This is a genomic window from Streptomyces dryopteridis (genome assembly GCF_049606955.1).
In the GTDB taxonomy this organism is placed as follows: Bacteria; Actinomycetota; Actinomycetes; order Streptomycetales; family Streptomycetaceae; genus Streptomyces.
Map to the genome: position 1 here is coordinate 116,574 of NZ_CP187113.1, position 26,039 is coordinate 142,612.

Consider the following 26,039-nt stretch of genomic DNA (forward strand, 5'->3'; position numbering starts at 1 on the left):
CCGAACCCGCGTGCGACCCTCGTCCCTCATCCGCCGCCGGCGATGCCCGCGCCCAGGCGCAGGGCCCGGCCGTGCCGGACGCCCTCCTGGAACGCGGCCTCGTACGCCTCGTCGCCCAGCGCGCCGCGCGCGGTCTCCTCGAAGCGGTCGCGGACCCCCTTGAGCTCGGGGGTGCCGCGCTGGGGGTGCCCGACGGCCTGCCAGTAGGCGTGGCCGGCGCCGTAGGCGCGGGCGCCGCCCTCCCCGTCGCCGGCGGCGGCGCGGGCGGCGGCCAGCAGGTCCAGGCCGAGGGCGGTGCCGAAGCTGTCGCCGAGTTCGCGCTTGCTGTCGAGCATGGAGCGGGCGTGGCCGGCGGCTTCCTCGGGGAGGTCCTCGAAGAGGGAGATGAGGGCGAGTTGGTAGTCGGCGTAGGCCCGGGTCCAGTGCTCGTCGCGGGCCACGCAGCCCTCGCGCAGGGCGGTCGCCTCGCGTCTGGCCTCGGGCAGGAGACCCATGCCGGTGAGGGCGAAGACCCGCACGAGGTGGCAGCGGACCCGGGCGCCGGAGTCGAAGAAGTGCCCGGGGGCGGCCTCCAGGGCGTTGTCGGCGACGATCCGGGCGGCCAGCGGGCGGCCGGCGAGGAGGTGGCTGAGGCCGAGCAGGTAGGCGGTGTCGAGGACGGGGGCCCGGTCGAGGCCGAAGTCGTCCCGCAGGGCGAGGGCCTCGCAGCCGAGGGCGACCTCGTGGGCGAGTTCCTGTTCGCCCTGGAGCAGCAGGGTGACCCCGAGGGCCCACAGGGCGCGCAGTCGGCCCTCGCCGGCGGGTTCGTCGTCGGGGGCGAGGTCGAGGGCGCGTTCGAGGTAGGCGCGGGCGGCGTGCAGGTGTCCGGAGCAGGCCCAGAAGAAGCCGACGCGACCGGCGAGTTCGACGGCGCGGACGGGTTCGCTCTCCAGGTAGAAGTCGAGGGCGGCGCACACGTCGCCGTGGGCGCCGGCGATCCGCCGGTAGGCGGTGCGTTGGGCGGGGCCGAGCCATTCGCGGTCGGCGGCGCGGACCATGCCGTAGAAGTAGGCGGCGTGGCGGGCCCGCAGGTGGGGGCCCTCGCCGAGTTCGCCGAGCCACATCGCCCCGTACTCGCGGATGGTGTCGAGCATCCGGTGGGTGCCGCCGTCGCTCTCGGCGGCGCCGGTGCGGCGCACCACGGACTTCGCGACGAGGGAGTCGAGGAGCCCGGCCACCTCCAGGGGGTTGAGGGGGGCGGCGGAGCAGATGGCGCGGGCGGCGGCGAGGTCGAAGGGGCCGCCGAAGACCGACAGCCGCAGCCACAGCAGGCGTTCCCGGGGGGTGCACCATTCGTGGCTCCAGCCGATCGCGGTGCGCAGGGCGCGGTGGCGGGCCGGGTGGTGGGGGCCGACGGGGCGGTCGGCGGCGAGGGGGCCGATCTCGCCGGCGAGGCGGGCGGCGAGTTGTTCCAGGGTGAGTTCGGAGAGCTGGGCGGCGGCGAGTTCGAGGGCGAGGGGGACGCCTTCGAGGCGGGCGCAGACGAGGCGGGCGGCGTCCTCCTGGCGCCGACCCCAGGGGCGGGCCTGGGACGGGGAGACGCGCGCGACGTGGTCGGCGAAGAGGGTGAGGGCCTCGGGGCGGGTCTCCTCCTGCGGGAGCGGGCCCACGTCCACGACGTATTCGAGCGGGGAGTCCAGGGGCTGCCGGCTGGTGAGGAGCACGGAGAGGCCGGGGGCGGCGTCGAGGAGGTCGGCGACCAGGTCGCGGACCTCGGCGATCAGGTGCTCGCAGCAGTCGAGGACCAGGAGCAGTCGGCGGTCGACGAGCCAGTCCCGGACGGCGTCGGCGAGACTGCGCACGGTGTGGTCGGCGAGGTCGAGGGCGTCGGAGACGGTGGCGACGAGGAGTTGGGCGTCGGGGAGCGGGGACAGGTCGGCCCAGTGGATCCCGTCGGGGAAGGCGGCCGGCGGGGTCGCGAGGGCCTGCCGGGCGAGTCGGGATTTGCCGACGCCGCCGGGGCCCGTCAGAGTGACCAGTCGGCCCGCGGCCAAGGCCGCGTGGAGCGCGGCGAGTTCGCTGCGGCGTCCCACGAAGGACGCGGTGTCTTCCGGGTGTCCCTGCACGCGCCCAGTCTGACGTACCGGCGGGCTCATCCGATCCCCTTTGGGCGGGACCGGATCGTACGCCGGCCGGAAATGGTCGCTCGCGGGCGGCCGGCGCGCCGTCGGTGGGCGGATGCGCGGCCGATGGGGGTGCGGGACGGCCGGCGGCCGGCGGGCCGCCGGATCCTCGTCCGGTGAGGCGCCCGGGCTCGGTCGGGACGCCGTGCGGGCCCTGAACGGGGCGGCCCGCGGGGGTGGTTCCGGTGGGAACGGGTCAGCGGGCGCGCGGGCCCGGCTGGGTGGTGACGGGGGCCCACGGGGCGTCGCAGGTGACCGCGCGCCCGTTGGTCTCGCAGTGGGTGTGGTACAGCACCCCGGCCTTCGTCATCGCCTTGATCTTGACGTCGTTGCCCTGGATGGCCAGCGAGATGGCGCACACCTGGGAGGGGTAGCCGGTGACCGGGGCCGCCGAGAGGTCGGTCCACACGAAATCGCCCCAGACCCCGGCCATGTCGCGGGAGCGCCGGCCGATCCAGGTCCGGTCGTCCTTGAGGACGAGGGCGAACTCCTCGGCGTTGTTGGGCATCTGGGAGTCCACGGCCGTGCACGGGCCCATGGGGCCCATCACGCCCTGCGGGCCGACCGGGCCGAGCGGCCCCTGGGGGCCGGTGGGTCCGGGGGGACCCTGCCGGCCGGCGGGACCGGCGACGCCCTGGGGGCCGCCCGAGCCGGGCAGTCCGGCCACGCCCTGGGCACCGGCGGGACCGGCCGGCCCGGCGGGGCCCTTCTGGCCCTGGGCGCCGGCGGGGCCGGTGTCACCGGGGCGGCCGGGGTCCCCCTTGGGGCCCTTGGGCCCGGGGTTCCCCTGGAGGCCCTGTTCGCCGCGGACCCCGGGATCGCCCTTGGGGCCCTTGGCCCCGGGCGCTCCCTTGTCGCCCTTGGGCCCCTTGGCCCCCGGCGCCCCCTTGTCGCCCTTGGGGCCCTTCTCGGCCTTGCAGTGGTGGTCGGTGGTGGGGGCGGCGGGCGCGGGGGCCGCGCGGTGGCCGCACTTGTCGCCGGTGGCGGGCGCGGCGGCCCGGTCGGCGGCGAGGGCGGGGGCCGTGACCCCGACGAGGGCGACGGTGACCGGGAGGACGATGCTGCCGGCGATGCGGGCCGCCCGTCCGGTTCTTGCTGTGGACGCCATGCGAACACCCCTTCGTCGTACGGAATGGTCATACGCTCCGATGGAACGAGGGCACAGCATCTCCCGGACCGACCCGCCGGCAAGATCGAAAAGCGGAATGGCGCGCCAGATGGGGCGAGTTGGGCCAACGACACGCCGTGCCGCTGCGCCGATCGGCTTCCCGGGCTCACCCACCCGGCCGGCCTGGCCCGGTCCGACCGGGCCGGACGCGCCGGCGGGCGCGAACGGCCGAACGGGGCGGCCCGGCATCCGTGTCGCCGCCCGGCGCCGGGCGGGCCGCCGCGCCCGGGGGCGCGGCGAACGGCCGAGCCCGGCCCGGGTCTCAGCCGGCGAGGGCCCCGCCGGCGACCGCGGCGAGGGGCGCGTGACCGGGGCGGTGCGGCGGGTCGGCGGGCGGGGGCGCGTCGGCGGGGCCGGGGTCGGGGGCCTCCAGGCCGTTCAACCAGGCCCAGCGGGCCAGTTCCACGCGGTTCTTCGCGGCGACCTTGCGCCGACAGTGCGAGACGGTCTTCTTGACGGCGGAGACCGACACCCCCCGACAGTCCGCGATCTCCTGGTCGGTGCGGCCGGCCGCGACGAGGCCGGCGACCTGGAGTTCGCTGGGACTCAGCGGGTGCGTGGGTTCGGTGGGCAGGTGTCGGCAGCCCTCGTCGGGCAGGTGCCGGCAGCCGTTGAGGAGCCCGCGCAGGCTGTCGGCGGCCGAGGGCGAGAGGGCGTAGGCGCCGAAGGCGGCGAGCCTGATGCCCTGGCGGAGCAGGGGTGGGGAGAGGCTCTTGGCGAGGAAGGCGTGGGCCCCGCCGCGCATCGCCGCGCAGAAGTCGTCGTCCGAGGTGGAGCTCGTGAGGACCACGACCCGGCATCCGGTGCCGGTGAGGGCGCGGACCACGGCGAGGCCGTCGAGGCCGCCGAGGGTGGTGCCCATGACGCACACGTCGGGTCCGTCCGCGAGGGCCCGTTCCACGGCCTCCTTGCCGTCCCCGGTGTCGGCCACGACCTCGAATTCCGTACCCGGCGCCAGGATGGCGCGCAGGCCGACCCGGACGACTTCCTCGGCGTCCGCGATCAGCACACGTGTGGGCATTTCGTCCTCCCCAAATCCCGCCGCGCGGGGCGGAATTCCGCCCCTGCGGGCCTGTGATCCCAACGTACGCGGACCGATGGTCGAGTCGGGTGGGTCACAAGGACAGCATCCTCCCGGCCTAAGGTCCCGATACCCCCAGCCCGGGGGTGCCGGAAAGATCAGGGCTAGGGGGGTGCGGGAATCCTGTCAGGAAGGACAGGGGATCTTGGGAAGCGCAGGCCCTTTCGCGGCAAAACCATGGATTCGCAGGGAATACGTTTCTTCCACGAGGTCGACGCAACGGCGCGGCGGCCACGGACCGAGGAGGACCCCATGTCTTTCCATGTCGATTCCGAAGCGGGCAAGCTCAAGCAGGTCATCCTGCACCGTCCGGGCCTTGAACTGGAGCGCCTGACGCCCAGCAACAAGGACGATCTCCTCTTCGACGACGTGCTGTGGGTCGAGAGGGCCCAGGAGGAGCACGACTTCTTCGCGCAGACCCTGCGCGACCGCGGCATCACGGTCCACCTCTTCACCGACCTGCTCGCCGAGACCATGAAGAACTCCGAGGCCCGCTCCCTCGTCCTCGGTCGCCTCTTCGACGAGCGCGAGTACGGCCCCATCGCCACCGACCGGGCCCGCAACGTCTACGAGGGCTTCGACACCGAGGAACTGACCAGGCACCTGGTGGGCGGCATCACCAAGAGGGAGCTCGTCGACAGGATGGGCAGGCCGCGATCCGTGCGGGTCCAGGTGATGGACGACGAGGACTTCGTGATCGCCCCCCTCCCCAACCACCTGTTCACCCGCGACACCTCCTGCTGGGTCTACGACGGCGTCTCCATCAACGCCATGAAGAAGACGGCCCGGCGCCGCGAGACGGTCCACTTCGAGGCCATCTACCGCTACCACCCGCTGTTCGCGGACCGTCAGTACAAGGTGTGGAACGAGGGCCAGAGCTCCTACCCGTCCACCATGGAGGGCGGCGACGTCCTGGTCATCGGCAACGGGGCCGTCCTGGTCGGCATGAGCGAGCGCACCACCCCGCAGGGCGTCGAGGACCTCGCGATCCAGCTGTTCAAGGAGGGCTCCGCCCAGCGGATCGTGGCCCTGGACATGCCCAAGGGCCGGGCCTTCATGCACCTGGACACGGTCATGACCATGGTCGACGGCAACACCTTCACCAAGTACGCCGGCCTGGGCATGCTGCCCTCCTACACCATCGAGTCCCAGGGCGCCCCGGACGACCTGAAGGTCACCCGGCACGCCCCGGAGGAGATGCACACGGTCATCGCGAACGCGCTGGGCCTGGACGAGATCAACATCCTCACCCCGCGTCAGGGCGCCTTCGCCGCCGAGCGCGAGCAGTGGGACGACGGCTGCAACGTCCTCACCATCGAGCCGGGCGTGGTCGTGGCCTACGACCGCAACGTGGCCTCCAACAAGTACCTGGAGGAGAACGGCGTCGAGGTCATCCGGGTGCGCGGCAGCGAGCTGGGCCGCGGTCGCGGCGGCCCGCGCTGCATGAGCTGCCCGATCGAGCGCGAGGCGGTCTGAGCCGAGGGCGCGGCGGGGCGCGACGGCGCACCCCCGGGGCACGAGACCCGGGTGTGGGCCCCCGCCCCCGCACGCCCCCGTCGGCCCGACCCCCGTCCGCTCCCCCGTCGGCCCCGTGACCCGGCCCGACGGGCCCCACGCACCCCCCACTCCCAGGAAGGCGCCACCGACATGGCCCTGAATCTGCGCCACCGCAGCTTCGTCAAGGAAATCGACTTCACCCCCGCCGAGCTGACGCACCTGATCGACCTGGCGGCCGAGCTGAAGACCGCCAAGCGGATCGGGACCGAGCGCCCCCGCCTGACCGGCCGCAACATCGCGCTCATCTTCGAGAAGACCTCGACCCGCACCCGCTGTGCCTTCGAGGTGGCCGCCCACGACCAGGGCGCGCACGTCACCTACCTCGACCCCTCCGGCTCCCAGATCGGACACAAGGAGTCGATGAAGGACACCGCCCGGGTGCTCGGGCGGATGTACGACGGCATCGAGTACCGGGGCTCCTCCCAGGTGCTCGTGGAGGAACTGGCCGAGTTCGCCGGCGTGCCGGTCTGGAACGGTCTCACCGACGAGTGGCACCCGACGCAGATGCTCGCCGACTTCCTCACCATGCGCGAACACTCCGGCAAGCCGCTGCACGAGATCTCGTTCGCCTACCTCGGCGACGCCCGCAACAACGTGGGCAACTCCCTGCTCGTGATGGGCGCCCTGATGGGCGCCGACGTGCGGATCGTGGCCCCCGAATCGCTCTGGAACGACCCCGAGACCATCGCGACCGCCGCCGAGATCGCGGAGCGGACCGGTGCGCGGATCACCCACACCGAGGACGTGACCGGCGGCGTCGCGGGCGTGGACTTCGTCTACACCGACGTGTGGGTCTCCATGGGCGAGCCCAAGGAGGTGTGGGACGAGCGCATCGCGCTGCTCACCCCCTACCAAGTGACCGCCGAGGTCATGAAGGCCACGGACAACCCGCGGGCCAAGTTCCTGCACTGCCTGCCGGCCTTCCACGACCGGAACACGAAGGTGGGCGCGGAGATCCACGCGAGCCACGGCATGGAGGCCCTGGAGGTCACCGACGAGGTGTTCGAGTCCGAGCGGTCGGTGGTCTTCGACCAGGCCGAGAACCGGATGCACACCATCAAGGCGGTGATGGTCGCCACCCTCGGCGACTGATCCCGCCCCCGCGCCACGCCGGGCGCGGCCTCGTCCTCCCCGTCGGCCCGGTGTCGCGGATCGGTCCGTTCCCCCCGATCCGCGCGCCGGGCCGGCGCTCTTCCTCCCCCTCCCCCTCCCCCTTCGTCTTCCTCCCTCCCCCTCTCCCGATCGGAGACAAGAACGTGCGTGTAGTGGTAGCCCTCGGCGGCAACGCCCTCCTCAAGCGGGGCGACAGGCCCGACGCCGACGTGCAGCTGGCCAACGTGCGCCGCGCCGTGGCCGCGCTGGCCCCGCTGGCCGAGGAGCACGAGCTGGTCGTCACCCACGGCAACGGGCCCCAGGTCGGGGTCCTCGCCCTGCAGAGCGCCGCGGACCCGGCGCTGAGCTGCCCGTACCCCTTCGACGTGCTGGGCGCCGAGACCCAGGGCATGATCGGCTACTGGCTGCTCCAGTCCCTCCAGAACGCCCTGCCGGGCCGTCAGGTGTGTTCCCTCATCAACCAGACGCTGGTGTCGGTCGCCGACCCGGCGTTCGCGAACCCGACGAAGTTCGTCGGCCAGGTCTACGACCGGGAGACGGCCGAACGGCTCGCCGAGGAGCGCGGCTGGACCGTACGCCAGGACGGCGAGTACTGGCGGCGCGTGGTGCCCTCGCCGCTGCCGCAGCGGATCGTCGAGACCCGGCTCATCCGCCAACTCCTCGACCAGGGCGCGATCGCGGTCTGCGCGGGCGGCGGCGGCGTGCCGGTGATCCGTGACGAGGAGGGCATGCTGACCGGGGTCGAGGCCGTGGTCGACAAGGACCTCACGGCCGCGCTGCTGGCCGAGGCCCTGGAGGCCGACGCGCTGATCCTCCTCACCGACGTGCCCCGGGTGGTCCGCGGCTTCGGCACCCCGGAGGCCGAGGAGATCACCCACAGCACCCCGGGCGCGCTGCGCGCCGAGAACTTCCCGGCCGGGTCCATGGGCCCCAAGGTCGACGCGGTGTGCCGGTTCGTGGAACTGACCGGGGACATGGCCGCGATCGGCGCCCTCGACGAGGTCGTCGACATCATCCAGGGCTGGGCCGGGACGATCGTCACGCCCAGCGGCAGCTACGTCGGCAAGCAGGCCGGCCCGGCCCGAGTCCCCGAGGGAGCGGTCTCATGAGCACCGCCACTCCCGCCGGGGCCCGCTCCGAGGGCGAGGCCGAGGTCGAGGTCAGGGCCGAGGTCGAGGCCGCCGAGGTCACGGGGCCCCCGGGCGATTCCGGGGAGTCGGCCCCGGAGGGGAAGAAGGAACGGAACTTCAAGTTCCCGACCGCCTTCACCGTCCTGGGCGTCGTCACCCTCGGCGTGTGGCTCCTCGCCTTCCTGATCCCGGCCGGCGCCTACAAGCTGAACGAGGACGGGGCCCCGATCCCGGGCTCCTACCACACGGTGGAGAGCACGGCCGGGTTCATGGACCGGCTGCGCGACCTGTTCCTCTCCCCCGCCAACGGCCTCTACGGGATCACCGCCGAGGGGCACACCACTCCCGGCGGGGAGGGCGCGCTGATGGGCGCGGCGGCGGTGTTCCTGTTCATCCTGGCGGTGGGCGCGTTCATCACCGTGGCGATGAAGTCCGGGGCCTTGGACGCGGCCATCGGGCGGCTCGCCCAGCGCCTCGCGCACCGCAAGACCCTGCTCGTGGTCGCCCTGATGGTGGTCTTCTCGCTGGGCGGCACCACGTACGGCATGGCGGAGGAGACCCTCGGGTTCTACGCCCTGGTCGTGCCGCTGGCCCTGAGCCTGGGCTACGACCGGATGGTGGGCGCCTCGATCATCATGGTCGGCGCGGGCATAGGCACCCTGGCCTCCACCGTGAACCCGTTCGCGACCGGTGTCGCCTCCGCCGCCGCCGGCATCGGCACCGGTGACGGCATCGTGGTCCGGCTGCTGATGTGGGCGGTGCTCACCTCGATCGCGATCTTCTTCGTCCTGCGGTACGCGAACAAGGTGGCCAAGGATCCCTCGGCCTCCCTGGTCGGCCACGCCGGCGACGAGGCCGTGTCCTCCGGCGGGGAGCTGCCGCCGCTGACCGGGCGCCAGAAGGCGGTGATCGGCGTCTTCGCCGCCACCTTCGTCCTGATGATCTTCTCGGTCATCCCGTGGTCGGACTTCGGCATCACCGCCGTGCCCACCCTGGGCTGGTACTTCCCGGAGCTGGCGGGCCTGTTCATCGTCTCCGCCATCGTGATCGGTCTGATCGCGGGCCTCGGCGAGAAGGGCACGGTCGACGCGATCGCGGTGGGCGCGGGCGACTTCATCGGCGCGGCCCTGATCATCGTCCTGGCGCGCGGCGTCACGGTCATCATGAACAACGCGCAGATCACCGACACCATCCTGCACGCGCTGAACAAGGCGATCGAGGGCACCAGTTCGGGGGTCTTCGCGGTGCTGACCTTCCTGGTCAACATCCCGCTGGCCTTCTTCGTACCCTCCTCCTCCGGACACGCGACGCTGGCGATGCCGATCCTGGCACCGCTCGCCGACTTCGCCGGGGTGCAGCGGGCGATGGTGGTCACCGCCTACCAGTCCGCCTCCGGGTGGGTGAACCTGGTCACCCCGACCTCCGCGGTCATCATGGGCGGCCTGGCCCTGGCGAAGGTCCGCTACGACAAGTACCTGCGGTTCATGTGGCCGCTGATGGCGACCCTGCTCGCGGTCTGCGTCGGCTTCATGCTCCTCGGGGCGGTGATGGGCTGATGCCCGGCTCCGCCACCGCGACCTCCCCCACCCCGCCCCCCGCCGGCGAGGACGTCGACCCCGAGGGGACGGCCCGGGACATGGTCATCCGGGCCGGGCAGGCCGGGGAGACCCTGGTCCTGCACACCCCGCCGGGAGCCGCCCGCTACGTGGCCACCCTCGTGGACACCACCCCCGGCCTCGACGTGCGGGGCTGCGTGGCCGGCAACGACGTGGTCCTGGTCGTCTGCCGGGGCTGGGAGGGGGCCCGCAAGGTCCTGCGGTTCTTCCGCGTGGAGGCGGAGTCCTGAACACCCCACCGCCCGCCCGTCACCGGCGCACGAACGCCGGTGACGGGCGGGCCTTTCGCGTCCCCACCCGCCGAACCCGCACCGAACCCACCCACCCCGTGACCCCGTCCGTCCCCGACCCCGTCCCGCACCGCCTTGCACCGCCTTGCACCGTCCGACAGGAGATCCCCGTGACCGCCGTGCCCACCCTCGCCCACCTCGCCCACCGTCGACTCGCCGAGGCGGTGGCCCGCGCCCTGCCGGCCTTCGCGGGCGCGGACCCGATGCTGCGGGCCAGCGACCGGGCCGACTTCCAGGCCAACGGCATCCTGCCGCTCGCCAAGCGACTGGGCTCGAACCCGCGCGAGGTGGCCGAGCGGGTCATCGAATCGGTCGACTGCGCCGGGCTGTTGGAGGACGCCTCGGTCTCCGGCCCCGGGTTCGTGAACCTGCGGGTGCGGGACGCGGCGATCACCGCGAACCTCGCGGCCCGCGCCGCCGACCCGCGGCTCGGCGTGGCCCCCGCCGACCGGCCGGGCACCACGGTCATCGACTACGCGCAGCCGAACGTGGCCAAGGAGATGCACGTCGGGCACCTGCGCTCGGCCGTGATCGGCGACGCCATGGTGCGGATCCTGGAGTTCACCGGCGAGAAGGTGGTGCGCCGGCACCACATCGGGGACTGGGGGACGCAGTTCGGGATGCTGATCCAGTACCTGATCGAGCACCCGCGCGAACTCGACCGCTCCGAGACGGCACGGGCCTCCACCGAGGAGTCCGGCGCCCAGGCCATGTCGAACCTGAACCGGCTCTACAAGGCCGCGCGCACCCTCTTCGACTCCGACCCCGAGTTCAAGACCCGGGCCCGCGCCCGGGTGGTGGACCTCCAGGCAGGCGACGAGGTCACCCTGGCGCTGTGGCAGAAGATCGTGGACGAGTCCAAGCTCTACTTCTCTTCCGTGTTCGAGAAGTTGGACGTGGAGATCCGCGATCCGGACGTGGTCGGCGAGTCCGGCTACAACCACATGCTGGACGAGACCTGTCGGCTGTTGGAGGAGGCGGGGGTCGCGGAGATCTCCGAGGGCGCGCTGTGCGTGTTCTTCGACGACGTGCTCGGCCCGGACGGCAACCGGGTGCCGTTGATCGTGCGCAAGTCGGACGGGGGCTACGGGTACGCCGCCACCGACCTGTCCGCGATCCGCGACCGGGTCGGCGCGCTGCGGGCCTCCACCCTCCTGTACGTGGTGGACGCGCGGCAGTCGCTGCACTTCCGGATGGTCTTCGAGACGGCCCGCCGGGCCGGCTGGTTGAACGGCAACGTGCGGGCGGTGCAGTTGGCCTTCGGCACGGTGCTCGGCGCGGACGGCAAGCCGTTCAAGACCCGCGAGGGCGAGACGGTGCGCCTGGTGGACCTGCTGGACGAGGCGATCGAACGGGCGGCCGTCGTGGTGCGCGAGAAGGCCCGGGACCTGGCTCCGGAGGAGGTCGGGCAGCGGGCCGCGCGGGTGGGCATCGGCGCGGTGAAGTACGCGGACCTGTCCACCTCCGCGATCCGCGACTACAAGTTCGACCTGGACCAGATGGTCTCGCTGCACGGGGACACCTCGGTGTACCTCCAGTACGCCCACGCCCGGGTCCGCTCCATCCTGCGACGGGCCGGGGACACCGGGCCGGTCGGGCACCCCGAGCTGGCCCTGGCCCCGGCCGAACGGGCCCTCGGGCTGCACCTGGACGCCTTCGGCACGGTGGTCGAGGACGCGGCGCGCGAGCACTCCCCGCACAAGCTCGCCGCCTACCTGTACCGGCTGGCCTCGCTGTTCACCTCGTTCTACGACGCCTGCCACGTGCTCGACGCGCGCAACCCGAGCGCCGTGGTGGAGAACCGGCTGCTGCTGTGTGAGCTGACCGGGCGGACCCTGTCCACCGGGATGGGGCTGCTGGGGATCGCGGCGCCCGAACGCCTCTGAGTCAGGGGGCCAGCACGTCGAGTTCCGAAAGGGCGCCGACGGCGATGTCGCGGGTCAGGGCCTCGGCCCGGTCCGCGTCGCCCTCCCGGATGGCCTCGGCCACCCGGACGTGCAGGGTGACGGCGGCCGGGTCGGGGTCGTGGAACATCACCTCGTGCCGGGTGCGCCCGGAGAGGACCTCGGCGACCACGTCCCCGAGCCGGGCGAACATCTCGTTGCCGGAGGCGTCGAGGACGATCCGGTGGAAGGCGATGTCGTGCGCGAGGTACTCCTCCAGGCGGTGGCCGCGGGAGGTGCTGACCATGCCGAGGGCGGCCTCGGTGAGGGCCGCGCACTGCTCGGGCCGGGCCAGCCGGGCGGCGAGGCCGGCGGCGACGGGTTCCACGGCCGAGCGGAGCACGGTCAGCGAGCGCAGTTGGCGGGGCCGGTCGACGCCGGCCAGCCGCCACCGGATGACCCGCGGGTCGTAGACGTTCCACTGGGCCTCGGGACGGACGATGACGCCGACCCGGCGCCGCGACTCCACCAGGTGCATGGCCTCCAGGACCCGGACGGCCTCGCGCACCACGGTGCGGGAGGCGTCGAGGTCGCGGACGATCTCGTCGGTGCGCAGGACGCTGCCGGGCGGGTGCGCGCCGGCGGTGATGGCGAGGCCGAGGGTGTCGAGGACGTGGGCGTGGAGTCCGGGGCCCGGGGTCCGGTCGTCGGCGGCGCCTGCGCTGGTCATGGGGCAAGCGTACGGGTGGGACGGGTACCGGGCGCTCCGATGATCAGGTGTGATGTTTTGGGCCACACCCCTTGAATAAGTCGTACTTAATGCGCTTGAGTGGGAGCACGGACCGCAGTCGACGAGGACAGCGAGGTACGGACCGTGCGCAAGACCCGTGGCCCGGGGCCCCAGAGCCCCCCGCCCACCGGCCCGGTGATCGTGGTGATGGGAGTCGCCGGCACCGGCAAGACCACGGTGGGCCGACTGCTCGCCGAGGCCCTGGAGCTGCCCTACGCGGAGGGCGACGCCTTCCACCCGGCCGCGAACGTGGCCAAGATGGCGGCCGGCACCCCGCTCACCGACGCGGACCGGATGCCGTGGCTCGACACCATCGGCGACTGGATCCGGGACCGGGGCGGGCGCGGCGGCGTGGTCGCCGCCTCCTCGCTGAAACGCAGCTACCGGGACCGCCTGCGCGCGGCCCGGGCCGATCTGGTCTTCCTGCACCTCACCGGTGAACGCGCCGTGATCGAGGCGCGGATGGGCGCGCGCACGGGCCACTTCATGCCCACCAGCCTGCTGGACTCGCAGTTCGCCACCCTCGAACCGCTGCACGCGGACGAGGCGGGCGCGGCCGTGGACGTGACCGATTCCCCCGAGGAGATCACGGCGCGGGCCCTCGCGGCCCTGGCCCCCCTCCTCGGCCGCGCCACCCGCTGACCTCCCCTTCACACCCCGACCCCTTCACCCCGACCCAGCCAAGGAATCCCCATGACCGGTCTCAGCGTCGAGACTCTGGCCGCGGCTGCCACCGAACCGATCACCTCGGCCGGAAACGCGCAGCTCGGGCTCGCCGTGCTCGCGGGCATCGCCGTCATCGTCCTGCTCATCACCCGCCTCTCCCTGCACGCCTTCCTCGCCCTGACCCTGGGGTCCCTGGTCCTGGGGGTGGCCGCCGGAGCGCCCTTGGACAAGACCCTGGGGTCCTTCACCTCGGGGCTCGGTTCGACGGTGGCGGGGGTGGGCGTGCTCATCGCGCTCGGCGCGATCCTCGGCAAGCTGCTGGCCGATTCGGGCGGGGCCGATCAGATCGTGGACACGATCCTGGCCCGGGCCAAGGGCCGGGCGATGCCGTGGGCGATGGTGGTGATCGCCTCGGTGATCGGGCTGCCGCTGTTCTTCGAGGTAGGGATCGTGCTGTTGATCCCGGTGGTGCTGCTGATCGCCAAGCGGGGCGGCCACTCGTTGATGCGGATCGGGATCCCGGCCCTGGCCGGCCTGTCGGTGATGCACGGGCTGATCCCGCCTCACCCCGGGCCGCTGGTCGCGATCGACGCGCTGGACGCGAACCTCGGGGTGACCCTCGGCCTCGGCGTGCTGATAGCCGTCCCGACCGTGATCGTGGCGGGTCCGCTGTTCGCGCGGTACGCGGCGCGGTGGGTGGACATCCCGGCGCCGGAGCGGATGATCCCGCAGCGGCCCTCGGAGGAGTTGGAGCGGCGTCCGGGTTTCGGGGCGACGGTGGCCACGGTGCTGCTGCCGGTGGTGTTGATGTTGGGCAAGGCCCTGGTGGACATCGTGGTCGAGGACCCGGCCAGTGGGGTGCGGAAGTTCGCGGACGTGGCGGGGTCCCCGCTGATCGCGCTGCTGGCGGCGGTGCTGGTGGGCATGTTCACGCTGGGCCGGGCGGCCGGGTTCGGTCGGGACCGGATCGCGGGCACGGTGGAGAAGTCGCTGGCGCCGATCGCGGGGATCCTGCTCATCGTGGGCGCGGGCGGCGGCTTCAAGCAGACCCTGATCGACGTGGGCGTCGGACAGATGATCATGGATCTGTCGAAGAGCTGGGCCATCCCGACCCTGCTGCTGGCCTGGCTGATCGCCGTGGCGATCCGGCTGGCCACCGGCTCGGCCACGGTCGCGACGATCTCGGCGGCCGGGCTGATGGCCCCGCTGGCGGCCGGCATGTCCACCACGGAGACCTCGCTGCTGGTGCTGGCGATCGGCGCGGGCTCGCTTTTCTTCAGCCACGTCAACGACGCCGGGTTCTGGCTGGTGAAGGAGTACTTCGGGATGACGGTGGGCCAGACCCTCAAGACCTGGTCGGTGATGGAGACCCTGATCTCGGTGTGCGGCCTGGTCTTCGTCCTGCTGATCTCGCTCGTCGTCTAGGTGTGTTGTCCCGGGACGTTGGTGACACGCGTGCTGGGTTGTTGAAATGGGTGAGGGCCTCCGGGTTCGGTGTGGATTGCGACATCTGCACCGAGCGACTGGAGGCCCTCGTGGTCCACCGTAACGCCCCGCTGACCGAGACCGGACGCCTGCGACTGGCCCGTTGTGTCGTCGACGACGGCTGGCCCCTGCGTCGGGCGGCCGAGCGTTTCCAGGTCAGCCACACCACCGCGGCCCGCTGGGCCGGCCGCTACCGACTCCTGGGTGTCGCCGGAATGAGTGACCGCACCAGCCGCCCCCACCACCAACCCCGAAGAACGGCCGCGGAGATCGAGGACCAGGTCCTGCGCCTGCGGCGCGAGCACCGAACCGGCCCACTGCGCCTGGCCGTCCGATGTGGCATCGCGCCCTCGACCGCCCATCGGATCCTGGCCCGGCACGGCCTGCCGCCCCTGGCCGCCCTGGACCGGGCCACCGGGGAACCCGTCCGCCGCTACGAACGTGCCCGGCCCGGGGAACTCGTCCACGTCGACGTGAAGAAACTCGGCCGGATCCCCGACGGCAGCGGCCACAAGACCCTCGGACGGGCAGCGGGCCGCCGCCACAAGACCGGCGCGGGCTGGGCCTACCTCCACACCGCCCTCGACGACCACACCCGCCTGGCCTACACCGAGGATCTCCCCGACGAGACCGCCCCCACCTGCGCCGGCTTCCTCACCCGGGCCACCGCCTGGTTCGCATCCCTGGGAATCACCGTCGAACGCGTCCTGACCGACAACGCCTGGGCCTACAGCAGGAACACCTGGCGCAACACCTGCCACGACCTGGGCATCAGCCCACGATGGACCCGACCCTGGCGCCCCCAGACCAACGGCAAGGTCGAACGCTTCCACCGCACGCTCCTCGACGAATGGGCCTACCACCGGCCCTACACCTCAGACCACGAGCGCCAAGAAGAGTTCACCGACTGGATCCACTGGTACAACTACCACCGACCCCACACCGGCATCCACGGCCAAACACCCGCCAGCCGCGCCACCAACCTGTCCGAACAACACACCTAGGCCGTCTCTTTTGGATATTGCCGGTTAAGCCCGCGTCGTCTGGCGCCGTGCATCGCAAGGCGGTGGGGGCACCTCCCGGCCCCCAAGGGCCGGGGGACGATGCCCTCGTACTGGGCGTACGAGGGTGTTGCGACAACGCGGCGAGGTGCGGTGCCAGACGACGCGGGCCAGGCAAGATCCGAAAGAGACGGCCTTGGCCGCCGCCCGAGGGCGGCGGCCGGGTCCTCGGGCGGTGGGCTACTGGTTCTGGCCGCCCAGGGCGAAGAGCAGGTAGACGAAGAAGGCGAAGAGGTGCCCAACGAACAGGTACGCCACGAGGCGGATGACCAGGCCGCGCGGGAACTTCGTCTGGAGGCGGTCGCGCACGGTGTGCGCCGGGGTCAACGGGTCGCCGTCGGACATGGGGTCTCCTCGGGTGCGGGGTGGTGGGACGAGGTACGGGACGGGCGGCGCGGGCACGCGGCTCAGGCGTGCGGGTCGCCGCCGAGGCAGAGGCCGGCGAGGCTGCTCTGGAGCAGGGTGTGCACGAAGAGCAGGTCCGCCCCGGCGGCCGTGGCCGCGCCGATCCGGTGCGGGGTCAGGGAGTCGAAGTGCGCGCTGTCGCCGGGCTCCAGCAGGTACTCGGCGTCGGCCAACCGCAGCCGCAGCCGTCCCTTGAGCACGTACAGCCATTCCTCCCCCGGGTGCACGCGGACCAGTTCGACCTGTGGCCGGCCGTGCGGCACGTGCACCCGCAGGGCCTGCATGCCGCGTCCGGCGGCCCCGGCCTGCCAGTAGGTCCAGCCGTCGGCCTCGCGGGCCCCGGGTCCGCCCGCGCGGACCACGGGGTCGGCGGCGGGGGCGCTCTCGCCGAGGAGGTCGGAGACGGTGGTGCCGTAGGTGCGGGCGAGGCCGAGCAGCAGCGGCAGGGAGGGTTGTCTGCGGCCGGTCTCCAGGCGCGAGAGGTGGGCCGGGGAGAGCCGGGCGCGGTGGGCGGCGGCCTCCAGGGTGAGTCCGGCGCGTTGGCGCAGGGCCCGCAGTCGCGGGGCGACGGTGGGCAGCTCGGGGTCCACGCCGGCGCTCGGGTCCTCGCCCGGGGGCGCGGCCTCGTCGGGCGCGGCCTCGTCGGGCGGGGTGTCGGCCTCGGGGAGGTCCGGGCGGCCGGGGGCAGGACCGGGGTTCATGTTCCGAATTGAGCCAGAGCTTTACCTCCGAGGCAAGGCTGCTTGCCTCGGAGGCAAAAAGCTCAGGGGGTGGGCTCCTCGGTGACGCGCGGATCGCGCGCGAGGACGGTCTCCACGGTATCCGCCTCGGCCGCGTTCTTGTCGGGCCGGTGACGCAGCACACGCGCGAACCGCAGGGCGACCCCGGCCGGGTAGCGCGGGGAGCGCTGGAGTCCGTCGTAGGCGATCTCCACCACGAACTCCGGGCGCACCCGGACGGTGAACCCGTCGTCGGACAGGGCCAGCTCCCCCAGCCGCAGGGTCTGCTCGCGCAGCATCGCGTCGGTGAGGCCCTTGAAGGTCTTGCCGAGCATGACGAATCCGCCGTCCGCCCCGCGCGCGCCCAGGTGCAGGTTGGACAGGGTGCCGGTGCGCCGACCGTGGCCCCATTCGGCGGCCAGGACCACCAGGTCGAGGGTGTGGACCGGTTTGACCTTGATCCAGCGCGCGCCGCGCCGGCCCGCCTCGTACGGGGCGTCGAGGGCCTTGAGGACCACGCCCTCGTGGCCGCGTGCGAGGGTCTCGTCCCGGAAGTCCTCGGCGGCGCGCAGGGCGGCCGGGTCCCGGGGGTCGAGGAGCACGTGCCGGCGCACGAGGTGTTCGGCGGGCACCAGCCGGGCCAGCGCCGCGTGCCGCACGACGGTGGGGGCGTCGGCGAGGGGGCGGCCGTCGAGGGCGAGCAGGTCGAAGAAGAAGGGGGTGAGCGGGAGGGCGGCCCGGGCGGCGTCCGGATCGGAGCGGGTGCCGACCCGGCTCGCGACGCGTTGGAAGGACACCGGATGCCCGTCCGGGCCCACCGCGATCACCTCGCCGTCCAGCACGCAGGACGCGCAGTCCAGGCCGCGGACGGCCTCGACCACCTCGGGCAGCCGCCCGGTCAACTCCTCCAGCGCCCGGCTCCAGATCCGCACGGTCTCCCCCGACCGGTGGGCCTGCACGCGGATGCCGTCGAGCTTCTCCTCCAACGCGCAGGGCCCGAGCCCGTCGGCGGCCTCGGCGACCGTGCGGGCACTGCCGGCCAGCATGGGGCGGACCGGGCGGCCCGCGGTGAGCACGTACCCGTCGAGGATCGCGGGGCCCTCGGCGCGCAGGGCCCCGGCCACCTCGGGGAGGGATCCGGCGAGCATCACGGCCCGGCGGACGGCGGCCACGGGAGCGTCGGCGGACCGGGCCAGGGCCTCCAGGGCGAGGGCGTCCAGCGCTCCCTGGCGGACCTCGCCGGAGAGCAGGGCGCGCAGGAAGCGCTGCTCCTCCTCGGTGGCGGCGCCGAGCAGCTCGGCGAGGATCCCGGCCCGGCGGGCCCGGACCCCGGGTCCGGCGGCCTCGGCCCAGGCGGTCACGGCGGCGTCGACCTCGCGCACGGTCAGGGCGGGCCCGGCGGCCGGGGGCGTCTGCACCGACAGGGCGCGCCATCCGATGCCCGGACGGCCCTGCGGGAGGCGGCCGGCGAGCCAGGAGACCACCAGGGGCAGCTCGGCGTCGGGAGCGGCGGCGAACAGGTCCGCGAGGGCGGCCAGCTTCGCGGAGCGCGCGGGAGCGCGGGCGATCCCGGCGGACGTACGGGCGACCTCGGCCAGCAGCATGCGGCCATCCTGCCCGCTGTCCCCGCGGCCCGCAGGTCGGCGCGGCGTACCGCGGACGCGGTACGCGCCGGGCCCGAGATCACCCTGGGGTCTCTCGGGTCGGGCGGCCCGGACGCATAGGGTTCGAGCATGAAGATCCGACCACCTCTGTCCCGCAGGCGGGCCCGGCTGTGGGCGGTCGCCGCCGCCCTGGCCCTGGTCGCGGGCACCGGTCCGGCCGCGGCCTCGGCCGCCGACTCCTCCGGGAGCTCCGGTGACGTGCGCCGCGAGGACCAACGGTTCCCGATGCCGGGCGCCGAGATCGACGCCTCGTACTTCACCGCGGGCGATCCGGGCGAGCGGCGACCGGCCGTGCTCCTGGCCCACGGCTTCGGCGGGTCCAAGGAGGACGTCCGTGCCCAGGCCGAGGGGCTGGCGCGCTCCGGGTACGCGGTGCTGACGTGGTCCGCGCGCGGTTTCGGCCGCTCGGGGGGCTCGATCGGGCTGAACGACCCGGCGTACGAGGTGAAGGACGTCTCGCGGCTGATCGACTGGCTGGCCAAGCGCCCCGAGGTGCGCCTGGACAAGGCCGGGGACCCCCGGGTGGGGGTGGCCGGGGCCTCCTACGGCGGGGCGATCTCGCTGCTGGCCGCCGGGTACGACGCGCGGGTGGACGCGATCGCCCCGAGCATCACGTACTGGAACCTGGCCGACGCGCTGTTCCCGCAGGGCGTGTTCAAGAAGCTGTGGGCCGGGATCTTCTTCACCACCGGCGCGGCGGGCGGGCTGCCCGTCGGTCCGGGCGCGGGCACGGGCGAGGGCTCGGGCTCGGCGGACCCGGGCACGGGTGCGGGTGCGGGCGGGCCGGGTTCGGGGCGCGGGGTGTCCGCGGCCCCGGATCCGGCGGCCGGCACGGGCTGCGGTCGGTTCCAGCCGGCGCTGTGCGCGATGTACGACCGGGTGGCGGTGGCCGGGAGACCGGACGCGGCGGCCCGGGAGCTGCTGGCGGCGCGCAGTCCGTCGGCGGTCGGGAACCGGATCAAGGTGCCCACGCTGATCGTGCAGGGGCAGTCCGATTCCCTGTTCCCGCTCGACCAGGGCGACGCGATGGCGCGCGCGGTGAGCGCGAACGGCGCCCCGGTGTCGGTGGACTGGGAGGCCGGCGGTCACGACGGCGGGCCGGACGAGTCGGCGCGGATCGAGGGCCGGGTGACGGCCTGGTTCGACCGGTACCTCAAGGGTGACGAGAAGGTCGACACCGGGCCGGCGTTCCGGGTCAGCCGCACCGGCGGCATCGACTCCACCAACGGCGCGGTCACCCTGCGCGGCGCGACCGGGGACCGCTACCCGGGGCTGGACTCAAGCCCCCGCGAGGTGGCGCTCTCGGGTCGGGAGCAGACCTTCGCCAATCCCCCGGGCGGCTCGCCGCCGGCCCTGTCGGCGCTGCCCGGGATCGGCGGGCAGTTGGCCGGTCTGGGCACCGGATTCGCCCTGGACTTCCCCGGGCAGCACGCCCGTTTCGAATCGGCGCCGTTGGAGTCCGACCTGCGGGTCACGGGCAGTCCCTCGGTGTCGGTGCGGGTGCGTTCCACGGCGCCGGACGGCGCGGCGGTGCTGTTCGCGAAGGTGTACGACGTGTCCCCGGACGGGCGCCGGCAGGTGCTGCCCCGGCAGCTCGTCGCGCCGATCCGGATCGAGGACGCGGGTGCGGGCCGCACGGTGACCGTGCGGCTGCCGGCCGTGGACCACTCCTTCGAGGCCGGGCACCGGCTGCGGCTGGTGCTGTCGGCCACGGACCTGGGGTACGCGAGCCCGGCCGACCCGGCCGCGTACACGGTGGCCGTGGCGGGACCGCTGGCGATGCCGGTGGCGGCCGGTCTGGACTCGGCCGAGTCCGGGCTGCCGGTGTGGACCTGGGCCCTGCCGGCGGGGGCGGTGCTGGTGGCCGCCGCGCTGCTGGGCGTGCGCCGTCGACCGCGCGGCGGGCGTCCCGAGGGCGGGGCCCCGGGGGTCGCGTCCGGCGGAGCGGCCGGTGGGCCGGTCGGGGACGCCTCGGTGCCCCTGGAGATCGTCGGGCTGACGAAACGCTACGCCAAGGCCAAGGACCGGTACGCGGTGCGTGACCTGTCCTTCCGGGTGGAGCGCGGGCAGGTGCTGGGCCTGCTCGGGCCGAACGGCGCGGGCAAGACCACCACCCTGCGGATGTTGATGGGGCTGATCTCTCCGGACGCCGGCGAGATCCGGGTGTTCGGGCAGCCGATCCGGCCGGGGGCGCCGGTGCTCTCCCGGGTCGGGGCCTTCGTGGAGGGCGCGGGCTTCCTGCCGCACCTGTCGGGCCGGGCCAATCTGGACCTGTACTGGCGGGCCACGGGACGCCCGGCCGAGGACGCGCACCTGGAGGAGGCCCTGGAGATCGCGGGGCTCGGCGACGCGCTGGAGCGCGCGGTGCGCACGTACTCGCAGGGCATGCGGCAGCGGTTGGCGATCGCGCAGGCGATGCTGGGCCTTCCGGACCTGCTGATCCTGGACGAGCCGACGAACGGCCTGGACCCGCCGCAGATCCGCGAGATGCGGGACGTGATGATCCGGTACGCCGCCGCCGGGCGCACCGTGATCGTCTCCAGCCACCTGCTGTCCGAGGTGGAGCAGTCCTGCACGGACCTGGTCGTGATGGACCGGGGTCGGCGGGTGGCGGCCGGGCCCGTGGCCGAGATCGTCGGCTCCGGCGACACCCTGCTGGTGACGACGACGAAGCCGGTGGACGCCGGGCTGGTGGCGAAGGTCGCGGCCCTGTCCGGGGTGGAGTCGGCGGTGCCGGCGGAGGAGGGTCTGTTGGTGCGGCTGGACGGGCTGGACGCGGAGGAACTCATCGTGGAACTGGTGCGACTGGAGGTGCCGGTGAGCGGTGTGGGTCCGCATCGTCGGCTGGAGGACGCGTTCCTCACCCTGATCGGAGGTGCCGCGTGACCGCGGAACGGACCCGGGAACGGGTGGGTTCACCGACCGAGGGGGCCGTGGTCGCCCCGGGGTACCGGGCGGGGCGCACCCTGCCGATCCGGGTGGAGGCGATGCGCCAGTGGCGTCGGCGCCGCACCCTGGTGATGGGCGGGATCTTGGCGGCGCTACCCTTCGTGCTGATCATCGCGTTCGCGGTGGGCGGCGGGCCCGAGGACGACCGGGGCGGCACGGGCCGGGTCTCGCTGATCGACACCGCGACCGCCTCGGGCGCGAACTTCGCGGCCACCTGCCTGTTCGTGTCGGCGGGGTTCCTGCTGGTGGTCCCGGTGGCCCTGTTCTGCGGGGACACCGTGGCCTCGGAGGCGAACTGGTCCTCGTTGCGGTACCTGCTGGCCGCGCCGGTGCCCCGGGCCCGGCTGCTGTGGAGCAAGCTGGTGGTGGCCCTGGGCTTCAGCCTGGCGGCCCTGGTGCTGCTGCCGGTGGTGGCGTTGGCGGCGGGCACGGCCGCGTACGGCTGGGGCCCGTTGCAGTTGCCGACGGGCGGCGCGCTGGCGGGCGCGGGGGCGATCCTGCCCCGGCTGGCGCTCGCGGTGGCCTTCGTGTTCGTGTCCCAGTTGGTGACGGCGGGCCTGGCGTTCTGGCTGTCGACCCGGACGGACGCGCCGCTGGGCGCGGTGGGCGGGGCGGTCGGCCTGACGATCGTCGGCAACGTGCTGGACGCCGTGACGGCGCTGGGGTCCTGGCGCGAGCTACTGCCGGCGCACTGGCAGTTCGCGTGGGCGGACGCCCTGCAACCGCAGATCGAGTGGACCGGGATGCTCAAGGGCACCTCGGTGTCGGTGTCCCTGGCCCTGGTGCTGTTCGCGCTGGCCTTCCGGGGCTTCGCGCGCAAGGACGTGGTGTCCTGAGCACGCGGCCGTGACGCGCGAGGGCGCCCCGGGGGTCTCGGATCCCCGGGGCGCCCTCGCGTCCGGGCTCAGGGGGCGAGCGGCGGCAGCACGGCGTCGACGGCCTCGGTGAGTTCGGGGGTCCACGGACGGTCGAGGGTCGCGACGTTCGCGGCGATCTGCGCGGCCGAGGTGGCGCCGGCGATCACGGAGCCACATGCCGGGTGCGCCAGCAGCCGGCCGAAGGCCAGGTCCAGGAGGGTGCGGTCGTGGGCCTCGGCGACCCCGGCGAGGGCCTCCACCAGGTCGAGGCGCTCCTCGGTGACGTACTCGGCGCGGCCCGCGAGGCGGGTGCCGTCGGGGACCGGGGCGCCGCGCCGGATCTTCCCCGTGAGCAGGCCGTTGGCGAGGGGGAAGTAGGGCAGGACGCCGACCCCGTAGCGGCGGGCGGCGGGCAGCAGTTCGCGTTCGACCCCGCGCTCCAGCAGGGACCAGTGGTTCTGGGCGGAGACGAACGGGGGCAGGCCCAGTTCGCGGGCGGTGTGGGCGGCCTCGGCGAGCTGCCAGCCGGCGAAGTTGGAGTGGCCCAGGTAGCGGACCTTGCCCTCGGCGACGAGTTCACCGAGGGCGGCGAGGGTCTCGGCGATCGGGGTGCGGGGGTCGGGGGTGTGGATCTGGAGCAGGTCGATCCGGTCGGTCTCCAGGCGGCGCAGGGACTCCTCGACGGCCCGTCGGATGTAGCCGCGCCCACCGCGCGCCCCGGCCGCCGGCCCGTACCCGAGGTCCACGGCGTCGTGCCCGAACTTGGTGGCCAGGACCACCTCGTCGCGCCGGCCCTTGAGGGCCCGGCCCAGGAACTCCTCGGAACCGCCGAGCTCGCCCCGGTAGATGTCGGCGGTGTCGAAGAGGGTGATCCCGGCGTCGAGGGCGGCGTCGACGACCGCCCTCGTCCCGTCGAGGTCGAGGCGGCGGCCGAAGTTGTTGCAGCCGAGGCCCACGGCCGAGACCAGAAGACCCGAATTGCCCAGCGGTTGGTAGCGCATGACCGGTGTTCACTCCCTCGTCGTCGTGCTCGCGCGACTCGCGCGGCGCCCATTGTGCCCCCGGTCGACCACCGGGGGCCGGCCCGCGACGCCGGAGGCAACACGACCGGCACACTGGTGCCATGATCGACGGACAGGAAGACAGCGGGCGGGACGACAGCGGGCGGGACGGCGCGGACGGCGGGGGGCCGTCGGAGGCGAGGCGGGCGGAGGTCGCGCGGGTGGTCGAGACGGCCACCCGCTGGGCGCGCGGGCACGAGGCGGTCGCGGCCGCGCTGTTGGCCGGGTCCTGGGCGCGCGGGGCGGCGCGGGCGGACTCGGACGTGGACCTGCTGTTCCTGACGGCCGATCCGGCCGTTCCGGACTTCTCCGGGTTGGTGGCCGCGTGCGGGTTCTCGGGGCCGCCGTTGCGGGTGGCGCGGTGGGGACCGGTGGTCGAGCACCGGTTCCGGGCGCCCGGCGGGACCGAGGTGGAGGTGAACCTCGGCCCGCTGTCCTGGGCGGCGACGGACCCGGTGGACGCGGGCACCCGGCGCGTGGTCACGGACGGCTGTCGGATCCTGCACGATCCGGACGGGCTGTTGGCGGCCCTGTTGCGGGCCTGCGCCCCGGCGCGCCCGTGAGCAGACGGGTGACCCGGTCGAGGCGCTCCGCCTCCCCGGGCGGAAGCGGGCCGGGGTCGTGGCCGGCGTCGAGGGCGACGAGCCGGAAGAGCAGGGCCCGCAGCAGGAAGTACGCGCGGTCCGGGGGCTCTTGGCCGTCGGGGTCGGGCGGTGGGTGCGGGAGCCCGTGCCAGAGCAGCCCGTCGACGGCCACGACGGCCTCGGCGAAGGCCGGCGGACGCCAGTAGGGCGAGAGGTCGATCACGGTGGGCGGCCGGCCGGGGGTGAACAGCACGTTGCCGGTGAGGTCCCCGTGCACGAGTTGGGACGGGGTGGTGGGCGGGCGGCCCGGCTCGCCGGCGCCGGTGGCCCGCAGCCGTGCGAAGGACGCGGCGAGTTCGGGGCGCACGCCGTGCTCGATCTCGCCCCAGGCGACGCGGTCGGCCAGGGCCCACGGGTCGGTGCGGGCCGCGAGGAAGGCCGGCGCGGGTTCTTCGCGCAGGGCCTCGTGCAGGGCCCGGCCGGCGCGGATCACCTCGGCCCACCGGCCGCGCGGACCGGGCTCCCCGGGCAGGTGCGCGGCGGCGGTCCAGCCGGCCACGAGGGCCCGGCCGTCGGGGGCGCGGGCGGGCGCCGGCACCCGGAATCCGGGGTGACCCGCGAGTCGTTCGTGCAGGGCCGCGAACCATTCCGCCTCGGCGGGTCCGGCCGCGGTCGGTTTGAACACGAGGTCGCCGACCCGGACGCTGGTGCCCTGACCGCCGGGCAGGGGTTCGGGCCGGCCGCGCGCCCCGAAGGCGTCGAGGACGGCGGCCGGCGGCACGGGGGGCGGAGGTGGGAGGGCCATCGGATCACCTTCGCCCGCGACGGGGTCCGCACGCCACTCGATTGCGTCGGCCGCGCCGGTCAGGGGCAGGTCAGGGGCGGCGGTTCAGGGGCGGCGGGCGTCGCGGGTCAGGGCCTCGGGGGCGAGGGCCGCCGGCGGGGAGGCCGGGGGGCGGGTGGGCGGGAGGACTCCGGAGCGGGGGCGCGGTGGGCGGGCGGGGCGGGCGGCGCCGGCCGCGCGGGCCAGTTCGGTCAGGTGGGCCCGCCCCTGGCTGAGGAGCCCGGCGAGTTCGGGGGCGTCCGGGTACCAGCGCTTCTCGTACTCCCAACAGACCCAGCCGTCCGGGTGCAGTCCGCCGACCACCTCCGGCAGTGGCAGCACCCCCTGGCCCAGGGGCACCGGGGTCAGCCGGCCGGGCGAGGCCACGTCCTTGACCTGCACGTACCCCAGGTGATCGGTGAGGCAGCGGGCCGAGTCCCGGGGGTGTTCCCCGCCGAGCCAGGTGTGCAGCACGTCCCACAGGGCGCCGACCCCCGGGTGGGCCACCCGGTCCAGGACCCGGGCGGTGGCGGCGCCGGTGCGGTGGGAGTCGTGGGTCTCCAGCAGCAGCCGCACCCCGTGCCGGCGGGCGAAGGGGGCCACGACCCGGAGTCTGCGCACGGCGTTGGCGTCGGCGACGTGTTCGGGCAGGGAACCGGCGCCGGGGAACACCCGGGCGAAGGGTGCTTCCAGGTCGGCCGCGAGTCCGATGAGGGAGAGGAGTTCGGCGAGCATGGGCTCGTCCGCGCCGCGACCGGCGACCTGGGTGTAGCCGGCCACGGACAGCACCCGCACCCCGGCCGCCACGCACCGGCGGTGCACGGCGGTGCGCCGGCGGGCGGAGAGTCCGAGGTGCACGGGCTCCTCGGGATGGGCCCGGAGTTCCACGCCCTCGTACCCGTGGGTCGCGGCGAGGGTGAGCGTGCGTTCCAGGGTGCTCCCCGGCAGGCCCAGCGTCGAAAAGGCGAACTTCAC

22 protein-coding genes are annotated in these 26,039 nt (G+C 74.0%); 12 read left to right on the top strand and 10 right to left on the bottom strand.

Going from position 1 to position 26,039, the window contains the following annotated elements; all coding sequences use genetic code 11:
* Window positions 1–26: 26 nt before the first annotated feature.
* The 3 genes from ACN20G_RS00510 to ACN20G_RS00520 form a co-directional block, all read right to left on the bottom strand.
* Complete coding sequence (locus ACN20G_RS00510) at window positions 27–2,105, bottom strand: ATP-binding protein (RefSeq protein WP_424210683.1); 2,079 nt, start codon at window positions 2,103–2,105, stop codon at window positions 27–29.
* A gap of 253 nt (window positions 2,106–2,358) precedes the next feature.
* The gene (locus tag ACN20G_RS00515) at window positions 2,359–3,270 is read right to left on the bottom strand and encodes a hypothetical protein (protein ID WP_424210684.1); all 912 of its coding nucleotides are present in this window, start codon (window positions 3,268–3,270) and stop codon (window positions 2,359–2,361) included.
* A gap of 322 nt (window positions 3,271–3,592) precedes the next feature.
* Window positions 3,593–4,351 (bottom strand): response regulator, encoded by a 759-nt coding sequence (locus tag ACN20G_RS00520; protein ID WP_424210685.1) that lies wholly within the window; start codon window positions 4,349–4,351, stop codon window positions 3,593–3,595.
* Between the two features lie 312 nt (window positions 4,352–4,663).
* Here ACN20G_RS00520 and ACN20G_RS00525 point away from each other — a divergent pair, with 312 nt between their 5' ends.
* From ACN20G_RS00525 to argS, 6 genes are all read left to right on the top strand, one after another.
* On the top strand, window positions 4,664–5,887 hold the full coding sequence (locus ACN20G_RS00525; RefSeq protein ID WP_424210686.1) for an arginine deiminase: 1,224 nt from the start codon (window positions 4,664–4,666) through the stop codon (window positions 5,885–5,887).
* 171 nt (window positions 5,888–6,058) lie between these two features.
* Window positions 6,059–7,060: an ornithine carbamoyltransferase gene (gene argF / locus ACN20G_RS00530; protein ID WP_424210687.1), complete on the top strand. Its 1,002-nt coding sequence runs from the start codon at window positions 6,059–6,061 to the stop codon at window positions 7,058–7,060.
* Between the two features lie 164 nt (window positions 7,061–7,224).
* A complete protein-coding gene (gene arcC, locus ACN20G_RS00535) occupies window positions 7,225–8,190 on the top strand; it encodes a carbamate kinase (protein ID WP_424210688.1) in 966 nt (321 codons plus the stop codon).
* A complete protein-coding gene (locus ACN20G_RS00540) occupies window positions 8,187–9,767 on the top strand; it encodes a YfcC family protein (RefSeq protein ID WP_424210689.1) in 1,581 nt (526 codons plus the stop codon). Before arcC ends, ACN20G_RS00540 begins: the two co-directional genes overlap by 4 nt.
* Window positions 9,767–10,057 carry a hypothetical protein gene (locus tag ACN20G_RS00545; protein ID WP_424210690.1) on the top strand — a complete coding sequence of 97 codons (291 nt, stop codon included), beginning with the start codon at window positions 9,767–9,769 and terminating at the stop codon, window positions 10,055–10,057. Before ACN20G_RS00540 ends, ACN20G_RS00545 begins: the two co-directional genes overlap by 1 nt.
* A gap of 170 nt (window positions 10,058–10,227) precedes the next feature.
* Window positions 10,228–12,003: an arginine--tRNA ligase gene (argS, locus tag ACN20G_RS00550; protein WP_424210691.1), complete on the top strand. Its 1,776-nt coding sequence runs from the start codon at window positions 10,228–10,230 to the stop codon at window positions 12,001–12,003.
* A 1-nt stretch (window position 12,004) separates the two neighbouring features.
* On the opposite strand, the gene ACN20G_RS00555 is transcribed toward argS, so the two are convergent.
* On the bottom strand, window positions 12,005–12,730 hold the full coding sequence (locus ACN20G_RS00555) for a FadR/GntR family transcriptional regulator (RefSeq protein ID WP_424210692.1): 726 nt from the start codon (window positions 12,728–12,730) through the stop codon (window positions 12,005–12,007).
* A 207-nt stretch (window positions 12,731–12,937) separates the two neighbouring features.
* Between ACN20G_RS00555 and ACN20G_RS00560 the strand changes: the two genes are divergently transcribed.
* The 3 genes from ACN20G_RS00560 to ACN20G_RS00570 all read left to right on the top strand — a co-directional run bounded on the left by ACN20G_RS00560 (window position 12,938) and on the right by ACN20G_RS00570 (window position 15,945).
* Complete coding sequence (locus ACN20G_RS00560; protein ID WP_424215310.1) at window positions 12,938–13,432, top strand: gluconokinase; 495 nt, start codon at window positions 12,938–12,940, stop codon at window positions 13,430–13,432.
* A 51-nt stretch (window positions 13,433–13,483) separates the two neighbouring features.
* Window positions 13,484–14,881, top strand: coding sequence for a GntP family permease (locus ACN20G_RS00565; RefSeq protein ID WP_424210693.1), 1,398 nt, complete (start codon window positions 13,484–13,486; stop codon window positions 14,879–14,881).
* 110 nt (window positions 14,882–14,991) lie between these two features.
* On the top strand, window positions 14,992–15,945 hold the full coding sequence (locus ACN20G_RS00570; RefSeq protein WP_424210694.1) for an IS481 family transposase: 954 nt from the start codon (window positions 14,992–14,994) through the stop codon (window positions 15,943–15,945).
* Window positions 15,946–16,182: 237 nt separating this feature from the next.
* Here the strand turns inward: ACN20G_RS00570 and ACN20G_RS00575 are convergent, their stop codons facing one another.
* The 3 genes from ACN20G_RS00575 to ACN20G_RS00585 all read right to left on the bottom strand — a co-directional run bounded on the left by ACN20G_RS00575 (window position 16,183) and on the right by ACN20G_RS00585 (window position 18,730).
* Window positions 16,183–16,347 (bottom strand): DUF6126 family protein, encoded by a 165-nt coding sequence (locus tag ACN20G_RS00575; protein ID WP_424210695.1) that lies wholly within the window; start codon window positions 16,345–16,347, stop codon window positions 16,183–16,185.
* Between the two features lie 62 nt (window positions 16,348–16,409).
* Complete coding sequence (locus ACN20G_RS00580) at window positions 16,410–17,108, bottom strand: helix-turn-helix domain-containing protein (RefSeq protein WP_424210696.1); 699 nt, start codon at window positions 17,106–17,108, stop codon at window positions 16,410–16,412.
* Window positions 17,109–17,170: 62 nt separating this feature from the next.
* A complete protein-coding gene (locus ACN20G_RS00585) occupies window positions 17,171–18,730 on the bottom strand; it encodes an ATP-dependent DNA ligase (RefSeq protein ID WP_424210697.1) in 1,560 nt (519 codons plus the stop codon).
* 129 nt (window positions 18,731–18,859) lie between these two features.
* Between ACN20G_RS00585 and ACN20G_RS00590 the strand changes: the two genes are divergently transcribed.
* Both ACN20G_RS00590 and ACN20G_RS00595 read left to right on the top strand, forming a co-directional pair.
* On the top strand, window positions 18,860–21,676 hold the full coding sequence (locus ACN20G_RS00590) for an alpha/beta fold hydrolase (RefSeq protein ID WP_424210698.1): 2,817 nt from the start codon (window positions 18,860–18,862) through the stop codon (window positions 21,674–21,676).
* A complete protein-coding gene (locus ACN20G_RS00595; protein WP_424210699.1) occupies window positions 21,673–22,575 on the top strand; it encodes an ABC transporter permease in 903 nt (300 codons plus the stop codon). Before ACN20G_RS00590 ends, ACN20G_RS00595 begins: the two co-directional genes overlap by 4 nt.
* Before the next feature lie 68 nt (window positions 22,576–22,643).
* Here ACN20G_RS00595 and ACN20G_RS00600 read toward each other — a convergent pair whose 3' ends face one another.
* On the bottom strand, window positions 22,644–23,597 hold the full coding sequence (locus tag ACN20G_RS00600; RefSeq protein ID WP_424210700.1) for an aldo/keto reductase: 954 nt from the start codon (window positions 23,595–23,597) through the stop codon (window positions 22,644–22,646).
* A gap of 122 nt (window positions 23,598–23,719) precedes the next feature.
* Between ACN20G_RS00600 and ACN20G_RS00605 the strand changes: the two genes are divergently transcribed.
* On the top strand, window positions 23,720–24,220 hold the full coding sequence (locus ACN20G_RS00605) for a nucleotidyltransferase domain-containing protein (protein ID WP_424210701.1): 501 nt from the start codon (window positions 23,720–23,722) through the stop codon (window positions 24,218–24,220).
* Here ACN20G_RS00605 and ACN20G_RS00610 read toward each other — a convergent pair.
* Together ACN20G_RS00610 and ACN20G_RS00615 are read right to left on the bottom strand one after the other, a co-directional pair.
* Complete coding sequence (locus tag ACN20G_RS00610; RefSeq protein ID WP_424210702.1) at window positions 24,138–25,046, bottom strand: aminoglycoside phosphotransferase; 909 nt, start codon at window positions 25,044–25,046, stop codon at window positions 24,138–24,140. The two genes, ACN20G_RS00605 and ACN20G_RS00610, sit on opposite strands and share 83 nt — an antisense overlap.
* An 84-nt stretch (window positions 25,047–25,130) precedes the next feature.
* The gene (locus tag ACN20G_RS00615) at window positions 25,131–26,039 is read right to left on the bottom strand and encodes a sugar phosphate isomerase/epimerase family protein (RefSeq protein WP_424210703.1); all 909 of its coding nucleotides are present in this window, start codon (window positions 26,037–26,039) and stop codon (window positions 25,131–25,133) included.